This is a genomic window from Chroococcidiopsis sp. (assembly GCF_051657925.1).
Classification (GTDB): Bacteria; Cyanobacteriota; Cyanobacteriia; order Cyanobacteriales; family Chroococcidiopsidaceae; genus Chroococcidiopsis.
The window spans coordinates 1-21,106 of sequence record NZ_JBOFLP010000104.1; the positions used below are offsets into that span (position 1 = coordinate 1).

The 21,106-nt window shown below is 45.7% G+C and carries 23 protein-coding genes and 1 other RNA gene; 15 read left to right on the top strand and 9 right to left on the bottom strand.

The features are described 5' to 3' along the window. The 4 genes from ACRC32_RS07720 to ACRC32_RS07735 form a co-directional block, all read left to right on the top strand. A partial coding sequence (locus tag ACRC32_RS07720) for an ATP-grasp domain-containing protein (RefSeq protein ID WP_438553417.1) occupies nucleotides 1-386 on the top strand: 386 nt, incomplete at its 5' end. Between the two features lie 163 nt (nucleotides 387-549). After that, nucleotides 550-731: non-coding RNA, 6S RNA (gene ssrS / locus ACRC32_RS07725), on the top strand. A 207-nt stretch (nucleotides 732-938) separates the two neighbouring features. Further along, a complete protein-coding gene (locus ACRC32_RS07730) occupies nucleotides 939-2,204 on the top strand; it encodes a M16 family metallopeptidase (protein WP_438553418.1) in 1,266 nt (421 codons plus the stop codon). Between the two features lie 208 nt (nucleotides 2,205-2,412). Further along, complete coding sequence (locus ACRC32_RS07735; protein WP_438553419.1) at nucleotides 2,413-3,678, top strand: M16 family metallopeptidase; 1,266 nt, start codon at nucleotides 2,413-2,415, stop codon at nucleotides 3,676-3,678. Nucleotides 3,679-4,156: 478 nt separating this feature from the next. Here the strand turns inward: ACRC32_RS07735 and ACRC32_RS07740 are convergent, their stop codons facing one another. Beyond that, on the bottom strand, nucleotides 4,157-4,450 hold the full coding sequence (locus ACRC32_RS07740; protein WP_015153547.1) for a hypothetical protein: 294 nt from the start codon (nucleotides 4,448-4,450) through the stop codon (nucleotides 4,157-4,159). Between the two features lie 512 nt (nucleotides 4,451-4,962). Between ACRC32_RS07740 and ACRC32_RS07745 the strand changes: the two genes are divergently transcribed. The 6 genes from ACRC32_RS07745 to ACRC32_RS07770 all read left to right on the top strand — a co-directional run bounded on the left by ACRC32_RS07745 (nucleotide 4,963) and on the right by ACRC32_RS07770 (nucleotide 10,331). Continuing rightward, nucleotides 4,963-5,751, top strand: coding sequence for an MlaE family lipid ABC transporter permease subunit (locus tag ACRC32_RS07745; protein ID WP_438553420.1), 789 nt, complete (start codon nucleotides 4,963-4,965; stop codon nucleotides 5,749-5,751). Between the two features lie 176 nt (nucleotides 5,752-5,927). Beyond that, complete coding sequence (locus tag ACRC32_RS07750) at nucleotides 5,928-6,320, top strand: DUF3119 family protein (protein WP_438553421.1); 393 nt, start codon at nucleotides 5,928-5,930, stop codon at nucleotides 6,318-6,320. A gap of 170 nt (nucleotides 6,321-6,490) precedes the next feature. Beyond that, nucleotides 6,491-7,771 carry a DUF3086 domain-containing protein gene (locus tag ACRC32_RS07755; RefSeq protein WP_438553422.1) on the top strand — a complete coding sequence of 427 codons (1,281 nt, stop codon included), beginning with the start codon at nucleotides 6,491-6,493 and terminating at the stop codon, nucleotides 7,769-7,771. Between the two features lie 104 nt (nucleotides 7,772-7,875). Beyond that, nucleotides 7,876-8,547, top strand: a complete 672-nt coding sequence (gene plsY / locus ACRC32_RS07760; protein ID WP_438553423.1) for a glycerol-3-phosphate 1-O-acyltransferase PlsY — start codon at nucleotides 7,876-7,878, stop codon at nucleotides 8,545-8,547. A 122-nt stretch (nucleotides 8,548-8,669) separates the two neighbouring features. Next, the gene (locus ACRC32_RS07765; protein ID WP_438553424.1) at nucleotides 8,670-9,248 is read left to right on the top strand and encodes an L-threonylcarbamoyladenylate synthase; all 579 of its coding nucleotides are present in this window, start codon (nucleotides 8,670-8,672) and stop codon (nucleotides 9,246-9,248) included. Nucleotides 9,249-9,350: 102 nt separating this feature from the next. Next, a complete protein-coding gene (locus ACRC32_RS07770; protein WP_438553425.1) occupies nucleotides 9,351-10,331 on the top strand; it encodes a sensor histidine kinase in 981 nt (326 codons plus the stop codon). Between the two features lie 30 nt (nucleotides 10,332-10,361). Here ACRC32_RS07770 and ACRC32_RS07775 read toward each other — a convergent pair whose 3' ends face one another. Further along, entirely contained in the window at nucleotides 10,362-10,763 is a 402-nt protein-coding gene (locus ACRC32_RS07775) for a hypothetical protein (protein WP_438553426.1), read from the bottom strand. Here ACRC32_RS07775 and ACRC32_RS07780 point away from each other — a divergent pair. Next, complete coding sequence (locus tag ACRC32_RS07780) at nucleotides 10,745-10,888, top strand: hypothetical protein (protein ID WP_438553427.1); 144 nt, start codon at nucleotides 10,745-10,747, stop codon at nucleotides 10,886-10,888. The genes ACRC32_RS07775 and ACRC32_RS07780 overlap by 19 nt on opposite strands. Before the next feature lie 7 nt (nucleotides 10,889-10,895). Here the strand turns inward: ACRC32_RS07780 and secF are convergent, their stop codons facing one another. The 3 genes from secF to ACRC32_RS07795 all read right to left on the bottom strand — a co-directional run bounded on the left by secF (nucleotide 10,896) and on the right by ACRC32_RS07795 (nucleotide 14,352). Next, a complete protein-coding gene (secF, locus tag ACRC32_RS07785) occupies nucleotides 10,896-11,864 on the bottom strand; it encodes a protein translocase subunit SecF (protein ID WP_438553428.1) in 969 nt (322 codons plus the stop codon). Next, nucleotides 11,861-13,285, bottom strand: a complete 1,425-nt coding sequence (gene secD / locus ACRC32_RS07790) for a protein translocase subunit SecD (protein ID WP_438553429.1) — start codon at nucleotides 13,283-13,285, stop codon at nucleotides 11,861-11,863. The genes secF and secD overlap by 4 nt, the downstream gene beginning before the upstream one ends. An 83-nt stretch (nucleotides 13,286-13,368) precedes the next feature. Continuing rightward, nucleotides 13,369-14,352, bottom strand: coding sequence for an alpha-ketoacid dehydrogenase subunit beta (locus tag ACRC32_RS07795; RefSeq protein ID WP_015153537.1), 984 nt, complete (start codon nucleotides 14,350-14,352; stop codon nucleotides 13,369-13,371). Nucleotides 14,353-15,055: 703 nt separating this feature from the next. Between ACRC32_RS07795 and ACRC32_RS07800 the strand changes: the two genes are divergently transcribed. After that, nucleotides 15,056-15,253: a DUF2811 domain-containing protein gene (locus ACRC32_RS07800; protein ID WP_015153536.1), complete on the top strand. Its 198-nt coding sequence runs from the start codon at nucleotides 15,056-15,058 to the stop codon at nucleotides 15,251-15,253. A gap of 217 nt (nucleotides 15,254-15,470) precedes the next feature. Here the strand turns inward: ACRC32_RS07800 and ACRC32_RS07805 are convergent, their stop codons facing one another. Further along, entirely contained in the window at nucleotides 15,471-16,181 is a 711-nt protein-coding gene (locus tag ACRC32_RS07805) for a response regulator transcription factor (protein WP_041462394.1), read from the bottom strand. A gap of 242 nt (nucleotides 16,182-16,423) precedes the next feature. Here ACRC32_RS07805 and ACRC32_RS07810 point away from each other — a divergent pair, with 242 nt between their 5' ends. After that, nucleotides 16,424-16,618 (top strand): hypothetical protein, encoded by a 195-nt coding sequence (locus ACRC32_RS07810; protein ID WP_438553430.1) that lies wholly within the window; start codon nucleotides 16,424-16,426, stop codon nucleotides 16,616-16,618. Nucleotides 16,619-16,885: 267 nt separating this feature from the next. Next, nucleotides 16,886-17,509, top strand: a complete 624-nt coding sequence (locus ACRC32_RS07815) for a CPP1-like family protein (RefSeq protein ID WP_438553431.1) — start codon at nucleotides 16,886-16,888, stop codon at nucleotides 17,507-17,509. Between the two features lie 15 nt (nucleotides 17,510-17,524). Here the strand turns inward: ACRC32_RS07815 and ACRC32_RS07820 are convergent, their stop codons facing one another. The 3 genes from ACRC32_RS07820 to ACRC32_RS07830 form a co-directional block, all read right to left on the bottom strand. Beyond that, on the bottom strand, nucleotides 17,525-18,223 hold the full coding sequence (locus ACRC32_RS07820) for an HAD family hydrolase (protein ID WP_438553432.1): 699 nt from the start codon (nucleotides 18,221-18,223) through the stop codon (nucleotides 17,525-17,527). Nucleotides 18,224-18,352: 129 nt separating this feature from the next. Continuing rightward, on the bottom strand, nucleotides 18,353-19,567 hold the full coding sequence (hppD, locus tag ACRC32_RS07825) for a 4-hydroxyphenylpyruvate dioxygenase (protein ID WP_438553433.1): 1,215 nt from the start codon (nucleotides 19,565-19,567) through the stop codon (nucleotides 18,353-18,355). A gap of 200 nt (nucleotides 19,568-19,767) precedes the next feature. Further along, complete coding sequence (locus tag ACRC32_RS07830; protein ID WP_317105147.1) at nucleotides 19,768-20,475, bottom strand: SDR family oxidoreductase; 708 nt, start codon at nucleotides 20,473-20,475, stop codon at nucleotides 19,768-19,770. Between the two features lie 344 nt (nucleotides 20,476-20,819). Here ACRC32_RS07830 and ACRC32_RS07835 point away from each other — a divergent pair. Next, nucleotides 20,820-21,106, top strand: a 287-nt coding sequence (locus ACRC32_RS07835; RefSeq protein WP_438553434.1) for an ATP-dependent metallopeptidase FtsH/Yme1/Tma family protein, incomplete at its 3' end; no start/stop codon positions are given.

A 21,106-nucleotide genomic window follows, 5' to 3' on the forward strand; every position in this document is an offset into this window, starting at 1 on the left:
GTAAGGTATTGGTCAATGAAATTGCTCCCCGCACGCATAATTCTGGACACTTTACCCTAGATGCTTGTGAAGTTTCGCAATTTGAACAACATCTTCGCGCTATCTGCGGCTTCCCATTGGGAAATCCTACCCTCCGCAGTGCTGGGGCGCTGATGGTGAATTTATTGGGCTACGAAACTTCTTCTGGGCGCGACTATCTCGCCCAACGCCAACAAATTGCCCGAATTCCTCAAGCATACCTTCGCTGGTACGGCAAAACCGCATCTCGCCCAGGACGCAAGCTAGGACACGTCACCGTATTATTAGACGATCGCAACCGTCACGCAGCAGAAGCGATCGCTCAACAGATCGAATCGATTTGGTATTCACTTGACAGTTATCAGTGACTAGTGGCTGGTGGCTAGTAGTAAATAGGGTGTGGGGTGTGGGGTGTGGGGTGTAGGGAATTTTGAATGCGTGAATTTTGAATTGCTCCCTTGTCCTTCTTGTCTCCTTGTCTCCGACTCCCGTTTGCTTGTCGATTCTCCCTAAAAAGTTATAATGGTTGGAGTTCAACTGCGGCGTTGGTGACTGCCAATAATGTTTTTGATCTATGCTTAAACATTTAAGGGAGTCAAAGTGGCTAACGGCAGTAGACCGAGCAAGTACTCGGAAACTTTAAGTTAAGCTAATCGATTCCCACCTGGATTTTCCAGGTCAAAACTGAGGTAAGACGGCGTTGCGGTGGACTTACAAGCATGAACTCCTTTGGCTAATGGCTGAAGGAGTTTTTGATTTTGGTCAGTTATCAGTTATCAGTTGCCTCTAGCCTAGCTCACCAACTACCAACCACCCATTACCTATTCTTAATAAATTTTTGTATCAATTAATGCAATTAATTATTTGTGCTAACAGTAATATAAATAAACTTAATGTAGTCTTAATTTGGGCTTAAGCGTTTGTCGCCTCTATTGATAGCACCCAGTCACTCTCCGACTATTCTTCAATTAGATTCTGGTTTAACTCTCATACATCAATACCTTCCTGCAACTACAGTGGTAGTCACAGATGTTTGGTTGCGGGCAGGTGCGATCGCAGAGCCGGAAGCATGGTACGGGATGGCTCACTTTCTGGAACACATGATATTTAAAGGGACGGAGACGATCCCGCCAGGAGTGTTCGATCGCGTCGTGGAAAACAGAGGTGGAATGACAAATGCTGCTACTAGCCACGACTACGCTCACTTTTATTTAACAACTGCCGCTCCTTACTGGGAAGATACGCTGCCGTACTTGTCAGAATTGTTGTTAAATGCTGCTATTCCCGAGGACGAATTCGAGCGAGAACGGGAAGTTGTCTTAGAAGAAATTCATGCTTGTTACGACGATCCAGACTGGGTTGGATTTCAAACTCTGAGTGAAAGTATCTACCAACAGCATCCTTACGGGCGATCGGTTCTGGGTACGGAAATAGAGTTAATGCAGCACTCGCCAGAGGCAATGCGGTGCTTTCATCGCGCTCATTACCAACCCGAAAATATGACGGTAGCGATCGCGGGTGGAATCGAAACAGAACGAGCGATTGAAATCGTCAACCGCAGTTTCGACCAATTTTTACCACGGATAGAATTACTACCTGCAGAAGCGATCGAAAGACCACTGCTAGCTGGAATTCGCCGCCAAGAATTGTATCTACCAAGACTGGAGCAAGCACGGCTACTCATGGCTTGGATCGCACCAGGGATCGATCGATGGCGCAGTGCTTACGGTTTAGATCTCATTTCAGTTATATTGGGCGCGGGACGTTCTTCCCGCTTAATCCGCGCTCTCAGGGAAGATAAACAGTTAGTACAAACACTCAGCAGCCAGTTTTCTCTACTGCAAGATGCTAGTTTATTTACCATTAGTGTTTGGTTAGAGCCGCAACATCTAGAAAAAGTAGAAGAATTAATTTGCGCCCATTTAGAACAGTTACAGACAACGGCGATCGCCCCAGAAGAACTCGCGCGCGCTCAGCGAGTTCTGTGTAACGACTATGCTTTTTCCACCGAAACACCAGAACAACTGGCAGGGTTGTATGGTTACTATCAAACTCTAGGCGAACCAGAGTTAGCCACAACTTATCCCCAGCAAATCAAATCCTTCGATTCCGTCGAACTCCAACAAATTGCCCAACAATACCTTTCTCCCTATTCCTACGCGGTAACAGTTGTCAAACCTTGTTAACTTAGGGAGTAGGGAGCAGGGAGTAGGGAGTAGGGAAAGAGAGCTGAGGGAGCAATTCACGCATTCACGCATTCACGCATTAATTCCGAATTCCGAATTCTCCCCACACCCTATTTACTACTAGCCACCAGTTACTGGTTCGACTAGCCACTCACTACACCCCACACCCGACACCCCACACCCTTTCTTTACTGACAACCGATTTCCCGTGACAACCTCTTTACCAACTCAACAGATCCATCGCACAGTTTTACCTAATGGCATGGTAGTTCTGGCGATCGAAAACCCAGCCGCAGACATTGTTGCTACCCGTATTTTTCTCAAAGCAGGCAGTTGCTGGGAACCACAACAGCAAGCTGGATTGGCGCATTTGCTGTCTGCGGTGATGACAAAGGGAACCACAGAACTCTCCTCGATGGAAATTGCCGAACGGGTAGAGTCCGTTGGCGCAAGTCTGAGCGTCGATGCAGCCTCAGATTATTTTCTGTTGAGCATGAAAACTGTTTCGGCAGATTTTCCCGAAATCTTGGCATTAGCAGGGGAACTGTTGCGATCGCCCTCATTTCCTGCTGCTGAAGTGGAACTCGAACGACGGCTGACAATCCAACACATTCGTTCTCAGCAAGAACAACCGTTTACAATTGCTTTTGACCAACTCCGACAAGCAATTTACCAAAATCATCCCTATGCTTCTTCTGGTTTGGGATGGGAAGAAACGGTAGCTAAAATTGAGCGAACTGACTTACAACAATATCACCAGACTTATTTTCGTCCCGATAATGTTGTCATTAGCTTAGCAGGTCGAATTACAGCCGAGACTGCGATCGCCCAAATCGAAAAAGTTTTTGGCAACTGGGAAGCGCCGCGATCGCCCATACTATCATTGCAACTACCCAACCTGACTCCTGCCCCTCAGCAGCTCAAAACTGCCCAGCCGACTCAGCAATCGATTATCATGCTGGGTTACTTAGCTCCTTCCGTTCATCAATCGGACTATCCAGCCTTAAAACTACTTTCTACCCATTTAGGTAACGGGCTATCTAGCCGCTTGTTTGTCGAACTGCGCGAAAAGTTGGGCTTAGCTTACGAAGTTTCGGCATTCTACCCTACTCGCATGTCACCCGCTACGTTTGTCGCCTACATCGGTACTGCACCAGAAAATACCGCGCTCGCCCGCGATCGTCTGCAAACGGAAGTAGAGTTACTATGTCAAGCACAACTCAGCACGGAAGATTTACAAACAGCCAAAAATAAGCTTCTCGGTCAATATGCCCTTGGCAAACAAACGAACGGACAAATTGCTCAAGTATATGGTTGGTATGAAATTTTAGGGTTGGGAATTGAATTCGATCGCTCCTTTCAACAAGAAATTGCCCAAGTAAGTGCTGAAACAACACAACAAGCAGCTTGCCGTTATTTACTCGAACCCTATATTTCTATGGTTGGACCGGAAACAGCGATTGGCGATCGATAACTTTTTTGTAAACAGTTTTTAGCAATTATTACAGCCCATGAAACCTCATAAACTTTAATAAATTAGCAAGTTCTGCCCGAAGAAAGCCATGCTACTTTAAATGAAGGCACAAAAGGAGATTCTTAAGAGAAAAAACTCTAGAGATTAGAGCCTGTGCCTCCCGCTCTAGTCCTACCGCAAAGTACCTGAACTTGACAATACCTCACTTGTAGTAGAAGAAACGTAGAGTGAAAGAAACGTTCTTGCCTAAATATTTCTACTTTCTAGCAGATCGAAGGAGGTGTCCGGTTTACTAAAGAATCCTGATTGAGCGACAAATACAAGCCAAGTTTGATTGTCAGGTAAATTGCGAATTTGTCCACCCTATTTGAGTTCATCTAGTTTTTGCTGCTTTTAACTAAATCCAAACTCTCTGAATAACCCGCCTCCAAAATTAAGTAACTGAGGCGGGTTTGCTATGTTAATCAGTTATCAGTTATCAGTCGCCCCGCAGATTTTGATAGCGGTAGAATGCATATGTATCGAACAGCGCTCCGACTAAACTACAAGTCATACCGATGATACACAACCCTCGCCAAGCACTACCACTGCCAAACGTAGCTAAGAACTGTTGCATAGCAGAAGCAATTGCCTGACCGATTCCTTGCAAGCCAGGAACGTACTTCAGCAGAGACACGCTTGCTAAACCCCCACCAATTAGAAATGTGGGGACAACAAAGCTCAGAATAATTGTCAGTAATAGAGAACGGAGAAAATTAGGCAGAATGCTCATGAAGCGTACTCTGGTCAATCGGTTGACAATGAAAATCCGATACGAGTGCCACTTTCTACAATAAGAGCGATCGCCTACCGTTGCCGCAAATTTCAAAAATCTTAAGCGATCGTTAAAAGTTTTGTCTACAACTTCAAAGCGATATTAACGATGGGGGAATTAGATTAAATTTTTCTAGCGGAGCGTGGCGAGACTGTAACGTATTTTTATTGCTAGTAAGTAAGACACGACAGGCGATCGCAGCATCCACCTTTAACAACGGCTTCCTACTTGAGTTGACAGGCAAATTTCTCAGATTCGCTTAAAAATTGGTAAACATTGACGAAGCAAAACTTGACAAGACGGCGCGATCGAACGACACAATAAGGCAAAAATCTATCTATGGCTAGAGTGAAAGCTAGTGATTCTGAATTCAGTTATTTTGCACCTAGTGATTCTAACTTAAGTTATTTTGCACCTAGTGATTCTGAACTTAGTTATTCTGGACACAGAGTTTATCGAGCAGAGGAAAATTGAGCGAAGTAAGACCAAGTTCTATCCTGGGAGTATGGAGTCAGCGATTGCTGGCAGCAATTTTACTAGGTGGGCAAGTCCTAATTCACTTGCTCCAAGGTAGGATTCATCGCCGAAATACTGTAGAACAGATGGCAGCAGTGGGGCCGGACTCATTGCTAATCGCCCTGATCACAGCAGTTTTTGTCGGCGCAGTTTTTACGATTCAAGTAGCGCGGGAATTTATTCGATTTGGCGCTGGAACAACAGTTGGCGGGGTCTTAGCCCTTGCCCTAACTCGGGAACTCGCACCGGTATTGACAGCTGTAGTTCTCGCGGGGCGAGTTGGTTCCGCATTTGCGGCGGAAATTGGCACGATGCGCGTCACAGAGCAGATTGATGCTCTTTATATGCTCAAAACCGATCCAATTGATTATCTTGTCATTCCGCGCGTGTTAGCCTGCTGCGTCATGCTGCCAATTTTGACCCTTTTATCTGCAATTACAGGTATGATTGGCGGCTTAGCGATCGCAACCAACTTGTATCGCCTATCTCAGAGCGTATTTATTGATTCAGCTCGCAATTTCTTAGATGTCTGGGATATTACCAGTGCTTTAATCAAAGGTGCTGTTTTCGGAGCAACGATCGCAATTATTGGATGCAGTTGGGGTTTGACAACCACAGGAGGAGCCAAGGGAGTCGGACAATCAACCACAGCTGCTGTAGTCACGGCGCTACTATCAATCTTCATCATGAACTTTTTCTTATCTTGGGTCATGTTTCAAGGCTTGGGGCGCTCGACGCTTTAGACAGTTATCAATTGTCAGTTATCAGTAAAGAGTGGTAATTGGTAATGGGTAATTGATATATTTCTTCTTTATCGCCCATGTCTCCCCTGTCCCCTTCTGCTCCTCTCTTCACTCGCCACTCCACCGAACCTTAAAATAAGAGTGTTAGAGTCTATTGTTCAGGCAGGACAAAAACAGTGACGACTTCCCCATCTGTGACATCAACCGTTCAGCTTGCTCCCAGCTATAAGCTGCCTTTATTCATAGTCTTAGGGGCAATTCCTTTAATACTCGTTTCAGCCTGGCTAGGTGGCATAGTTGCCTTATTTGGTTTGTTTCTGATGTTTCAAGCAACAACCCTACGGTTACAATTCACTGATACTGCCTTGGATATCTACAGAGGAGAAACCATCATCCGGCACTTTCCCTATCAAGAATGGCAACATTGGGAAATTTTTTGGCATCAAGTGCCGATCCTGTTCTACTTTCGAGAAGTGAAAAGCATTCACTTTTTGCCCATTCTCTTTGACCCCAAAATGCTACAAACTTGTTTAGAGCAACGCTGTCCAAGACTAGGAGCTAGAAGCTAGAAGAGAGCGTTGCGAAGCTGAGAGAGATAAGGAAAACTTGGGGGACAAGGGGGAGAACAGAGCTGAGGGAGAGTCGCGAAGAAAGAAATTTAAAATCTCCACACCCTACACCCTACACCCTACACCCCACACCCCACACCCCATTCTTCACTGATAACTGATAACTGATTATGACTTCAGATGAATCCCAAACACCAAAGCCAGATAATCAACCTTGGGAAGATTCAGAGGAACAAGACAAACCTCTAAACTTCTCGATGGATGAGCCAAATGGGAAATTAGAAGAAATAAATTTACTTGATGAATCTCAATCTGAATCTAATACAGATAAAGATACAGATACGGACTTAGATTTAGAAAACTTTAACTTTTTTGCCTCGCCATCCGAAGAAGCAGAAGATGAGTTTTTGCAAGAGTTAGTAACGCCAAATTCTGCACGAGAAACTCCAGTGGACACGCCGCTCATTCCACTGGCAAAACCATCCAACTTGTCTCAATTGCAACAGCAGGAACAAGCCTTAAGACAGGAGATTGCACGCCTCCAAGCAACGCACAAACAGCTATCTGCTCAGTTAGCGCAAACTCAATCTGCTATGAGTAAAGTGGTGCAAGAAGGTCTTGCTCAAATGGAGCAACGCAAGCAAGCATTACAAGTTTCAATCGAACAGTTGGAACGGCGGCAAGAACGCATTCGGGCGGAAATGCGGACGAGTTTTGCTGGAGTTTCCCAAGATTTAGCAATTCGAGTGCAGGGTTTTAAAGACTATCTCACAGGCAGCTTGCAAGATTTGGCAACAGCAGTAGAGCAATTAGAGCTAGCACCAAAAACTAGACCAGAGCCGCAACCAGCAGCCAGACAACCCAAACCTCAAGAGCCGGAGCAACCCGCCACGCCTCAATTTACCGAACAGAGATTTCAAGCTACCACAAAACAAATTCGCCGCCTGCTCGACCAATACCGCAACCAACCAGATTATTACGGTCCCCCTTGGCAACTGCGCCGCACGTTTGAACCAGTGCAGGCGGAACGAGTATCCAATTGGTTTTTCAAGCAAGGAGGACGGGGGGCTTTACGAACTACAGGTAGTCGCCTACAAAATATTCTAATTAGCTCGGCGATTATTTCAATTCTATACACCTTGTACGATACTCGCCTCCGCATTTTGGTGTTAGCTAATACTCCCGAACGGCTGGGAGATTGGCGGCGTGGTTTGCAAGATTGTCTTGGCATTTCTCGCACAGATTTTGGTCCCGATCGCGGTGTAACCTTGTTTGAAGATGCAGAAGCAGCTGCCGTCAGAGCCGAAAGAGCGATCGAAGCCAATCAAATGCCACTGATTATCATTGATGACTCCGAGGAAAAAATCAGCCTCTCTCTGCTACAATTCCCTCTATTACTAGCCTTTGCCCCCGATCCCCAAACTCTTAGAGAAAGAGATTTTGATTATTAATTGGGTAGTTGGTAGTTGGTAATTGGTAGTTGTTTTGTCACTTACGACTTACGACTTACGACTTCTCCCTTGTCCCTTCTTTTCCTCACCCTAACCCCTCACACATGACTATCTGGCTCGCTTTGTGCGTAGTAAATTTACTAGTAGCGTATCTAATTGGCTCTACGCCTACTGGTTACACGCTCGCAAAACTTTTAAAAGGAATTGATATTCGCGAACACGGTTCTGGCTCTACTGGAGCAACTAATGTTTTGAGAACCTTGGGCAAGGGACCAGGCGCATTTGTATTAGTGATTGATGCTCTCAAAGGAGTTTTGGCGATCGCCCTCGTACCTTGGCTGTTTAGCTTTGCTACTGGGCAAAATCTTCTGCCTCCTACTGTTGACCCTACGCTCTGGCTGTCTTGGATGGTAACGTTATCGGGGTTAGCAGCCATTTTGGGACATAGCAAATCGATTTGGTTGGGGTTTAGTGGGGGAAAATCTGTCGCTACGAGTTTGGGCGTATTATTGGCGATGAATTGGCAGGTCGCTTTAGCAACTGTCGGGATATTTGGCGTTGTTATCGCCATCTCGCGGATCGTCTCACTCAGTTCGATCGCAGGCGCGATCGCGGTTTCGCTGTTGATGCTGCTGTTTCATCAACCTTTACCTTATGTACTGTTTGGGATAGTAGGTGGTATCTACGTCATTCTGCGCCACAAGAGCAATATTCAACGCTTACTAGATGGTACGGAACCTCAACTAGGACAAAAATCATCTACCGCAAATCAGTGAACAGGGAGCAGGGAGCGCACGAGCAGGGAGCAGGGAGTAGGGGAAGAAAAATAGCTCCTGACTTGTGACTCGTAACTTCTCCTTGTCTCCCTTGTCTTCCTTCTCTTCCTTGTCTTCCTGAAATGCCCCAAGTGTCAATTGCAGATCTTATTGCTGGTGTCCGCGCTGGTTGTGTGGTTAGCTTTCCTACCGATACCGTTCCTGCATTGGCGGCTTTACCAGAACGAGCCGAGCTAATTTTTGCGACTAAACAGCGTAGTCAGGATAAGCCGTTGATTTTGATGGGAGCAAAGGCAGAAGATTTATGGGATTACGTAATGGGGACAGACGCAGAATGGCGAGTTTGGCAACAGGTAGCGGCACAATATTGGGCTGGGGCTTTGACTTTGGTACTGCCAGCAGGCGAGCGCGTCCCTAAAGCCATGAACCCTAACGATCCTACGACTATAGGCGTGCGCGTTCCTCAAAGCGCGATCGCGCGAGAAATATTAGCTCAAACAGGACCTCTAGCTACCACCAGCGCTAATTTATCGGGGCAACCACCATTAGAGACCCTGACAGAAATTGCAGCTCAGTTTCCCGATGTTTTAACCCTGCAAATCTCAGATGTTTCTGGAATCGGCGTTCCTTCTACTGTAGCTAAGTGGATGGGTAGTGGTTGGGTAATTTTGCGCCAAGGAGCGGTAGTGTTAGAGATATAATTATCAGTTTTAACTACGGAACTATCTTGGTCGAGAGAGGCTCAATACTACCAAACTCAGGGTAAGATTTCAATTTTTTGTGGTGTGAGTCTTTGGGAAGTTATGAGCTGGAATGAATGGGTGTATTTATTATTTGGGCTGTTTTTAGGACTAAGCTTAGGTCTAGGTGGACGCTGGTGGCTAGACAAATCTAAGCGATCGCTTACTGCTAATAATGCCAACGATCCCACACTTGAGCAGAAGCCTCTCACGGCGGATAGGAATGAGATCCTGGCTCTACGAAGTCAGCTACAGCAAAGCCAGATTGCTTATCAGCTAGCACGGAGAATGTGCCAGTTTAAAGCAGGATTTTTGACAAGAACCGCTCATGAATTGCGATCGCCGCTCAATAGTTTAATCGGTCTGCACCAATTGATTTTATCCGATCTATGCGATGACCCTGCGGAAGAACGGACATTTATTGCCCAAGCTCATCAGTCAGCGTTGAAGCTAATGAATTTGATGGATCGGGCGATCGATGTTTCTCGACTAGAACATGGCAGGTCTCAGCTAGAAATCCAACCAATTAATTTAGCCGCGCTATTGACAGACGTTTATAATTCTACTTATCTCATTGCTGCTAATCGCAATCTGCGGTTACAACTCTCCCTACCTGAAACCGAAACTTATGTCTTAGCCGACCCGCGCTGGTTGCGGCAGGTTGCGATCGATCTACTTGACATTTGTTTGACTCAAATGCAAGAAGGAAACATTCTCGTTTCTACACATTCCAGTCTTGCTACTAACGAGATGGCAATTTGGCTAGATGCCGAACTACCACATCGGATTTGGTCGGACTCAATTGATGTATCTCAGCGCGATCGTTTATCGCTATTAGAGATAAAAGATTTTACTTTTTCACCAGGAATGATTCTGCTATTGACTCAGACTCTTCTAGATCTGATGCATTGTCGGTTAGAAATTCTATCAATGCCAAACTCAACATCAATAGACGAAGAGAATGAATCTTACACGCGACTGCAATTAATGATTCCCTTAGTAACTCTCGAACCTGAAACCGTTGCGGAAGCAACAGAAAACTAGAAAGAATTTCGTTTCTCATCCCTCACGCTTCTACTGACAAATCCATTTCCACAAAGGATGGCTTTTACCCTGCTGGCGAATTTGCTGTACTTGTTTTGCTAAGCGACGCAACTCCTTTGGTGGTAGTCCAAATAGTAAAATGCGACCCTGCCAAAGGAGATTAGAAATTGTCATGACTGCGCAACAAGCCAAACCAAAAGTGGGTAGAGAATTATAATAAAGCCCGTATCGCACGGCTACCCAAGTGAAATATTGCAACAATAAACTAATTTCATAACGCAGTCCCCAAAGACTTAAAACACCAACACTCAGCCACAAACACCCTACGACCAACCATCTGCTACATGCGATAAGCAGATATAGCTTTTGTACTTGTCGCTCAAAAGTTGGGTCAAGTTCTATCGGTACAAAGGGTGGATCTTCTGGCTGCATCTGATGGGGGAGACAAGGAAGACTTGGGAGAGGGGGGAGACAAGGAAGACAAGGAAGCAGAGGAGACTAGGAGCAGAGGAGCAATTCTAGTCACCAGTCACCAGCCACTGGTCACTGATAACTGACAACTGTTCACTGGTCGCTGGTTGCTGACAACTGGTTGCTGTTCTGAGATTGACCAGTCCGTTCTCGCCACAAGGAAAGTAGGGTACTGGCGATAAAAATACTGGAGTACGCCCCAGCAGCGAAACCAATCATGAGTGCTAAGGCAAAGTTTTTCAGCGTTTCGCCACCAAAGATGAATAAGGTCAGCAAAGTCAGCAACACTGTTAAGGTGGTGTTGATCGATCGCCCTAAGGTTTGATTGACAGCATTGTCTACCACTTGGTCTATTGGTAAATCGGGACTAACTTTCAGGGTTTCGCGGATGCGATCGTAAATGACCACCGTGTCATTGACAGAAAAACCCGTAATTGTTAGCAACGCAACGATAAATAAACTATCAACTTCAGTGCCTTGGACTAAGCCTAGAATCCCGAAAATCCCCGTGGTAATTAAAACATCGTGAAACAGAGCCACGATCGCAAATATGGCGTAGTCTAACTGGAAGCGTAGGCTTAAATAAACGACGATCCCGGCAAAGGAGACAAGTAGAGCAATTAAACCCGAGGATAACAACTGTTGTCCAATAGTTGGACCTACTGTATCGATTTGGGTTGCTTTGGGATCGAACGCGCCAATTTCTTTAGTGAGTGTTTGTTGTAACTGCGTCCTCTCGTCAACATTTAGGGTTCTTGTCCGAATCAGAATACCTTGTTGTTGTCCGCGTTCGTCACTTACCAGCTGAATGCTACTATTGCCCAATCCGCGCTCGGACATGACTTGACGGACGGCATTGATGTCAATTGGTCTGGCGCAGTTTTCTGGTTTAGAGCAGTCGCGCTGGAGTTGCAATCGCGTTCCACCGACAAAGTCGAGACTCGGACGCAATGGCGCACCATATTTTTGCCAAGATATCCCCATCGCCACTAAACCAGCCAGAATCACGATCAGGGAAACTCCCCACCAAAGCGATCGCCGTTTGTTAATACTGAGTTTCATGTCGCCCCCTGTGCCTTATTCGATGCTGGCAAGCTCGGACAGTATAACTCTGGTTTGCGCAAACTGGGAATTGAGATCGCCAACATTAAGAAGGTACGACTACAGGTAATCGCGGTAAACATACTCATGGCAACCCCTAATGCCAGCGTTAGAGCAAAACCTTTTACCAACCCAGAACCGAGCCAAAACAGCGCCGCACAAGCAATCCAAGTCGTAACGTTGCTATCTAAAATGCTAGAAAAAGCACGATAAAAGCCGGATTCTACGGAACGATAGAGCGATTTACCCGCCCGCAATTCTTCCCGCGTCCGCTCGAAAATCAGCACGTTGGCATCCACTGCCATGCCAATACTGAGGATAAATCCAGCGATACCTGGCAGCGTCAGGGTGACACCCAACAAAGCGAAAGTTGCCCATGTAAGTAGAGCATAAATCACCAACGCTACATCGGCTATGAGTCCGGGCAAGCGGTAGTAAACTACCATAAAGATCAAGACTAAGGACAACCCCCCAACCCCAGCATAAATACTGCGTTGAATGCTATCGCGTCCCAAAGTCGCGCCCACAGTTCGATTTTCGACAATTTCCACGGGTACGGGTAAAGCACCACCCCGTAATTGCAGTGCTAACTCGTTAGCAGACTCGAAATTAAAATTACCTGTTATTTCTGCTCGTCCGCCTGCAATACCTGTTTTTTCAAATTCTTGACCAACTACGGGCGTACTAATTGGTTTATCGTCGAGAAAAATTCCCAAACGTCTTCCCGTGCCTGCCAACTCTTTTGTCAGTTGGGCGAATAATTCGCCGCCTTTGGCATCAAATTCTAAAGCTACACTCCAGTTGCTGCCTTGTGTAGGTGTCGCCTGAGCGTACTTGAGATTTTTCCCCGTCAACCCGGTGCGCTCGAATAGCTTTGCTTCTAGCTCGGTAATTTCTTTAATTTTGGCTTCTATTTGGGCATTATTTGCCGCGATCGCCTTTTCGTCTCGTTCCTTCGCACTTTGTAACTTTTGTTGTTCTGCCAGCAATCCCTGAATTTGTTGCTGTCTATTATTGACAAAAGCTCTACTTTCTGAACTCTCGCGGCGAAAATCCAGTTGAGCTGTACCACCCAGTACCCTTTCTGCCTGTTCTGGATCGTTGACTCCTGGAAGTTGGACGAGAATTTGGTCTTGTCCTACTGTTTGAATCACGGGTTCCGATACCCCTAGTCCGTTAACGCGGTTTTCCACCACAGTTTGCACTGCTTCTAGCTCGCGTTCGGTGATGCGTTTGATTTCCTCGTTAGGCTTGACCTGAATTGTCAGTTGCGAACCCCCCTGGAGGTCTAACCCCAGTGGCACGGGGAATTTCACAATTACGACAATTGCGGCAATGATGAGAACGACAATTAAAGCTAATAGCGATCGCTGTTTTTGCATACTACGTGCTGCGGCAACAAGTGCTATAGTAACCTCTTTTTGAGAGGCTGGGGACGCTTGAGCTAGCTCAAGCGTCCCTAAACTTACACCTGAACGGCGACCATCTTTTTCACGGCTTCGACAATTTGCTCTGGTTGTACGATGGTAAGTCTTTCTAGACTGCCGTTGTAGGGTGTGGGAATGTCTTGAGAAGATAGACGCAAGACAGGCGCATCTAATTCATCGAAGAGGCGATCGTTAATTAATGCGGTCAATTCTGCGGCTATACCCCCAGTTTTCATGCACTCTTCCACGATAATGACGCGATGCGTTTTGCGGACGGAAGTAGCAATGGTTTCTATATCTAAAGGTTTTAGAGAAATGAGATCGATAACTTCTGGATCGAATCCCTCTTTCTCTAGCGGCTTGACTGCTTGCATGACATGGTGGCGCATTCGCGAGTAGGTCAAAATTGTCACGTCTTCGCCACGTCGCACGATTTCTGCTTTGTCTAACGGGACTAAGTATTCGTGTTCTGGTAGGTTTTCCTTGAGGTTGTAAAGTAGTACATGTTCAAAGAACAGAACGGGATTGTCGTTGCGAATTGCTGATTTAAGCAATCCTTTAGCGTTGTAGGGAGTAGAACAAGCGACTATCTTCAATCCAGGCACTGCTTGGAAGTATGCTTCTAAGCGCTGCGAGTGTTCTGCACCCAATTGTCTGCCTACTCCGCCAGGTCCGCGAATCACCATCGGAATTTTAAAGTTGCCACCAGAGGTATAGCGCAGCATTCCTGCGTTATTGGAAATTTGGTTAAAAGCCAGCAGCAAAAACCCCATATTCATCCCTTCGACGATCGGTCGCAAGCCGGTCATCGCTGCTCCTACTGCCATACCCGTGAAGCTATTTTCGGCAATGGGGGTGTCTAGAACCCTTAACTCGCCATATTTCTTATACAAATCTTTTGTAACTTTATACGAGCCGCCGTAGTGACCGACATCCTCACCCAAAACGAATACAGTAGAATCCCGCGCCATTTCCTCATCGATGGCTTCTTTCAGGGCATTAAAGAATAACGTTTCTGCCATTAACTTTACAACTTTAGTTGACTAATCTAGCATCTTAGCGCTAAACAAGGGGCGAGGAGTGAGGAGTGAGGGAAAGAGAGTGGTGCGTAGTGTGGGAAGTGTGGGGTGTGGGGTCTTGTCCTTTCCCTCGCTCCTCGCTCCTCACTCCTCATCCCTAATTTCAGAGAGCTTTGCAATTCTTATTTTTCTGTCGAGTTTTCCCCAGGTATTCCCCACTGTTTCCACAGGTAGTCTGGGTTTTTCCACAGATGGCTTGAGTTTTTCCACAAGAGATGACTTCAGAAATCTGGGTTTACTGCTCTTGTTGTGAATTTCTCACATCGCTTTCCCTCTGCTGAGAATCTGAGAGCATTTGTAAAGATATGTGACAAAAATTTAGCCAAAACCCTAATTTTATCGTACTGATTTTTTTGTGTTTAGAACCGTTGTAATATTTCGCAGCATTGACGGGACAGTGAAACTTGTCGCACAATGATGCGACTTCCCTTTATAAAACCTGCCGAGAAAACGATCGGGCGATCGCTGGCATCGAAGTGATGATTATGCTTTAGCAACGAGGATTTTTCAGTGCCACAGGTGCAATTATGGTTGCTGCACGAACTGTCGAAGGCATTGCATCTTTAACTTGATTTTTAACTTGCGTTTTTTATGTCGTGGAAGTCAGCTTATCCCATTCATGTAACTGTTTGAAGAGAGGTTCTCCATGTCCGCCACCGTTAGCATTTTGACTGAAATTCCCGAGTCATTACACGAATCAATGCAAAATTACTTAGAAACCCATCCTGATTGGGATCAAGACCGAGTGTTTGCAGCAGCATTATCGCTGTTTTTGCTACAAAACAGTAATGGCGATCGCCGTGCCGCTAGAGTCTATCTAGAAACCCTATTTCATCACTCTTGATGAAGAATGAGTAGTCGTTGGTAGTTGGTAGTTGGTAATTGGTAATTGCTCTCTTCTCTCCCCCAGCTCTTTCCCCCCGCTCCCTGCTCCCTGCTCCCTGCTCCCTAATTTTCTGACAAAACAAAAGGGTCTTCAACCGCATGAAGACCCTATAGTTTTTCCCTCAGCAGCAAGAGTGTAGCCTTCTAGCTCTGATTTTGTAATTGAGAGTGGCGTGCTATTGACTTTTCCCAGCCTTACTAGGAGCCTCAAATTTATATCCGACACCACGTACTGTTTGAATCAGGATCGGCTGAGCCGCATCAATTTCAATTTTTTTGCGAATCTGACCGATATGCACGTCTACCACCCGCTGATCTCCTACATATTCATAGTCCCACACTTCTTGAATTAGCTCGGCACGCCGCCAAACTCGACCTGGATGGCTGGCAAGAAAGCGTAACAAATCAAATTCCAACGCAGTTAAGGGAATCAATTCATTGTTAATTGTCACTTCTCGCCGTTCTGGATCGATTGTCAGTTTATCGAACACCAGACGTTGTTTTTCCGCAGTCGTAACTACTCGTTGGCGTTTCAAAATTGCTCCAACTCGGACTTCTAACTCTCCTAAACTAAATGGTTTGGTCAAATAGTCATCCGCACCTTGAGAAAAGCCTCTGATTTTGTCTGCCTCATCAGCTCGACTTGTTAGCATGAGAACAAAAACTTTAGTGCGGTTTTGCATCTCTTGGCAGAGATTGTAACCAAGCGTATCTGGTAGATTTACATCTAGGATGACTAGATCGGGGTTAAATTGCTCGAATAGAGCCAAGGCAGTCTTACCATCTTCGGCAGCCTCTACCTGATAGTTGTGCTTGGTTAAAAAGCGTTGAATTAAATTACGAATTGATGGATCGTCATCAACAACTAGAATTTTGGCAACAGCCATAGGCATTACTTTGAGCAGAGAAGGAATAAAAAGCCTATTCAGCAACCTGGGTGGTAGCGCTAGAACAAGCAGATCGAAACTACCACAATTATTAATCGATAATTCAGGAATGCCAACTCTGAGATCGACCCTGGTGTTCTAATATACTAGTAGAATTTCCCCGAGGATTTTATCGCCAGTACGGGCGCGCAAATCAATTAACCCACAATAACTTGAGAAGTTCTCAATCGAACAGACTCGCGGTGGCAAAACGGCAAAAATTGCCAACTACGCTATTGCGTGCTTTTGCACCTGTTTCACTGACGGCAGATTTTGCGACTAAAATTTTCTTTTCGACTGCCGATCGCTCAATTCTGCTTGCCCTCAGTCGTGCTATTTACGACAGCACGGCTCGGTGTTACAACTTATGTTACGTTTTCGTACAATTACCGAGGTAAAGCAGAAAAGCTTAGCAGTTCTGGTCAAAAACAGTAAAGCAAGTGTCCGATCTCAGTAAATCTGAGGTACGAGCCAGGGTCAGCGATCGCATTGCCTAGAAGACATGACAGTAAAAAACGAATAAGTGATATCCTGGTGAAGTACGACGATAACCGGTAACCGCAATAGTCTATTAGAATAGATCCAAATAGGCTAGGCTGACAGCATATGCCTTGTTGTACATTTTTCTATATTCGCCCCCGACTCCGCTAAGGCGATAAATTCACATGATCGAGCAAAGTCCCTACGACAAACTTGGGGTATCAGAAGACGCGACATTCGACGAGATCCAAGAAGCTCGCACTCGCCTCGTACAGCAGTGCAGCAACGACCAGCAGCTGTTGGAGACAGTGGAAGCAGCTTATGATGCCATCTTAATGGAGCGTTTGCGACTGCGCCAAGAAGGAAAGATTAAGGTTCCAGAAGGTATCCGCTTCGCTGAGACTGCTATCCAATCTCCCCCTAAAGAAGTCTCATCGCCTGCGCCCCAAGCCCCAGCGTGGCTGCAAGGTATACAAGACAAGCCTAGCTTGACTGAGATTCTCATGCCTGGAGTGCTGTACTTAGGGTTGAGCTGTATTGGAGTGTTTTATAGCGCTGTCGGCGCTCAAATCTTGCAATTTTTGTTAATCGTTGGTGTTTGTTCGAGCCTCTATTTTCTCTATCGGAAAGAACAAAAATTTGGTCGAGCAGTACTGCTAACAGCCACGGGTTTGATTGTTGGTTTAATCGGTGGTGGGCTGATCGGTAGTTTGTTGCAAACCCAGATTGCCAGCATTGTAACAGTAGAACAATTTTCTACTGTCTTAACATTTGTGTTGTTGTGGGTGATTTCTAGCTTTCTACGCTGAGACAAGATCGAGATACTAGCTAGCTTGGGCAAATGCAGCATTGAGAACGCACTCGACTGCTGCATTTAAATCTTTCACAATTAAATCAGGTTGGTACTGTTGTAGCCGAACGCGATCGCGAATTCCGCATTCTACTGCGATCGCTTTGATCCCGTGCTTCTTCGCCGCAATAATATCTGCTTCCGTATCACCAACCATCCAAACATCGCTAGCAGGGGGCAATTCTACTAAAGCCCTTGCCATCAATAAAGGTTTATCGTCAATATCGCGAGTTTTCAGATAATCATTGCTCAAGCAATAGCAGCGATTTTCAGGAAAAAATCTACCTAGATCGTGCTGTCCGAAAGCATAGTCCAGCTCGCGCACGCGACGCATTGTCATTACTGCTAAATCGATGCCAGCTTGCTGTATTTGCTCTAAAGCTGCTACTGCGCCCGGAGCCAGTTTGTCATATTGAAAGTAAGGATGAGAGTGAACCGTTTGTCGCCGCAAATTAGCAAATGTTTTAGCTTGGGTTTCGTCTAGTCCAGATAGGATAGCAATCTGTTTTTCAGGAACCTTAGAGCGCTTCAACTGCCAAAATTCCGCTTTACTTAACTGCGTTACAGCTTGTTCTGGATGGCGAGTTTTCTCTAAACATAATTGATATACGCGGTAGTATCGCTCCGACACATCAATAATGGGTCCGTCAAAATCAGTAATTAATCTAATCATTTTATAGTCAAGATGCTAACTTTCACTAACACCTTAGCTCAGATGCCATAAGGCGAAATTTTGAATGTTTGATGAGTGAGTTTAGAAATGCTAATTAGTCATCGATCGTTAGTCATTGGTCATTAGTCATTAGTCATTGGTCATTTGTAAGTTATCTCCCTTGTCTCCCTTCTCCTCCTTGTCTCCCTTGTCCCCCCGACTCCCGACTCCCGACTCCCGCACCTGAAGGCTACCGCGCTTCATTTGTTCTCGTTCGATGGCTTCAAACAGAGCGCGAAAATTACCTTCGCCAAAACCCGTTGCTTGGGAGCGGCGTTCGATAATTTCAAAAAAGAAAGTTGGTTGGGTAAAAATGGGTTGAGTAAAAGTTTGTAGTAGCAAAGCATCGGGGTGGGAATCTTGCCAGTCAACTAAAATTTGCTGTTGGGCGATCGCTTGTAACTCGTCAACTGAGATTGGAAATGATATTGGTAATCCCAAACGCTGCTGTAGCTGAGTGTAGTAAGTAGGAGGAACTGAAAGAAAAGATACGCCGTTATTGCGAAATTGGGCGATCGCTTCGATGATGTTGCTAGTTTTGAGGGCGATGTGTTGAATTCCCGCACCTTGATTGCAATCTAAAAATTCCTGAATTTGCGAATTAGGTGATGCAGGTTGATTGATTGGAAACTGAACGCAGCTATTACTAGAAACCATTACCTGACTATGCAAAGCAGAGCGATCGGTTTGAATAGTAAAAGCCTGCTGAGAGCGAAAACCCAAAATCTCTTCATACCATGCCACAGCTGTCTCCAAATCCCCCGCAGCAACGTTTAATACAATGTGATCGATGCCTATGATGGGGAGGGAGTCGGGAGTCGAGAAGCGGGTGGAGGCTTTTGTGGTTCCCTCGCTATTCGCACCGTGTAGTTGGGACTGGGAAAATTTGACATTTGACATTTGACGTGTGACTTCTCCCTTGTTCCTCTGTTTCTCGATCAAAGTATGAGCCAGAGAACCCCAGGCAGAGATTTTACTCCACTTGTAGCCTTGCTGTAATTGTGGGGGTTGTAAGACTTTTGCGCCGTGAGCGATCGCTCTTTGGACGATCGCTTCGAGATCTTCTACAACAAAAGCGACATCCGCCACACCAGGAGGATGATGGCGCAAAAACTGCCAGACTGGACTGAAATGCGATCGCGGTGACGATAGAGCGAAGCAGACGAAACCACTCTTCACCACTTCTGTATCGGTGTAGCGATCGCGGCTGTAACTAGCTACAGTTTGAAAGCCTAATTTGCTGACAAACCAGTCACGCCAAGCTTTTGCATCTTCTACGTAGAAGTGAATTCGATCGATTTTCATATTTTTTGAAAATTCAGCATCACAGCCTATCTCTTTGTAAATTTTGCCTGTTTTGCTGAATTTACTATTCGCTCTTAAGCAAGAATTGCATAATTAGGGAGTAGAGAGTAGTGAAGAGTGGTAATTGGTAGTTGGTAGTTGGTAGTTGCTCCCCTGCACCTGAAGCCCCTCTGCTCCTCTGCTCGTGCGCTCCCTACTCCCTAAAAAAACAAGTGACTGTCTGGTTGAATATTAATTTCCATCGGGACTGCTTGTGGTTCTGCTTGGAGGGCATAAAAGATTGCATTGGCAGCAGTTTCGGTACTGAGCATTTTTTTGCGATCGACTTTTAGCTGTACGTTGTCCCAGAAGGGAGAGTCTACGCCACCAAAATAGAATAGCGTGAACTTCACACCAAAACGCTTCAACTCTTCCGCCATGCATTTACTGAAACCAACCACACCAAACTTGGAAGCGCTGTATGCTGCTGCCATTGCCATTGAATGCTTGCCCAAAATTCCAACTACATTACAAATATGCCCGGATTTCTGCCGTTGCATTAATTCAGCTGCGGCTTGGCAGGTGTAGAAACTACCCTTCAAGTTTAGGTCTAACATCGCCTCTAGATCGGCTGGTTCTAGAGCATTGTAAGGCTTTAATATTCCTGCACCAGCTGCATTTACTAAAGCATCAATTTTTCCAAACTGAGCCGTAGTTTGCTCCATCAGGGCATTTACCGAGGTGCGATCGGTGATATCTGTGGGAACAGTCAATACTGACTTAACTGACAACTGTGTTGCCAAGTCTTGCAGCGCGCTGCTATTTCTAGCTGCCAACACCAAACGCGCTCCAGTTGGAGCCAGTTTGCGAGTTAAAGCCGAACCAATACCCCCAGTTGCACCGACAACTACAACCACCTTGTCTTGCATCTTTCTTTACATTTGTTTACATCTCTCTACATGGTAGAGGAACTGATTGGTAATGGGTAATGGGTAATGGGTAGTTGGTAGTTGAGTAGTGGGTGGTACATGATGAGTGGTAATTGGTCACTGGTCACTGGTCACTGGTCACAGAATTAGCGCGATCGCTTAAAATTACGTTAAATTTGATTAAGATAGTAATCAAACTGCTATCAGTATCTTCATACACTAGAAGATTTACTGATTGAAAGAAAAGTTAACAATATCTGTTTAAGGACTATCGTTTACGGGATAAAAGCGCCCGCCTATAGTCAAACTGATTTGTTGTATCTACACCTAGAGGCAACTAACTGATGAAATTTTCTTGGAGAGTCCTAGTACTGTGGACACTGCCTGCACTCGTGATAGGCTTTTTCTTCTGGCAGGGGGCATTTGCTGGCGCTCCTGCTGATATGAGTAAGAACGCCGCCAGTACTCGAATGACTTACGGTCGTTTTCTAGAATATTTAGATGCTGGTCGCGTCACTAGTGTAGACCTATATGAAGGCGGACGGACGGCAATTGTAGAGGCAGTCGATCCAGAACTGGACAATCGCGTTCAAAGGCTGCGGGTAGACTTACCATACAGCGCTCCCGAAGT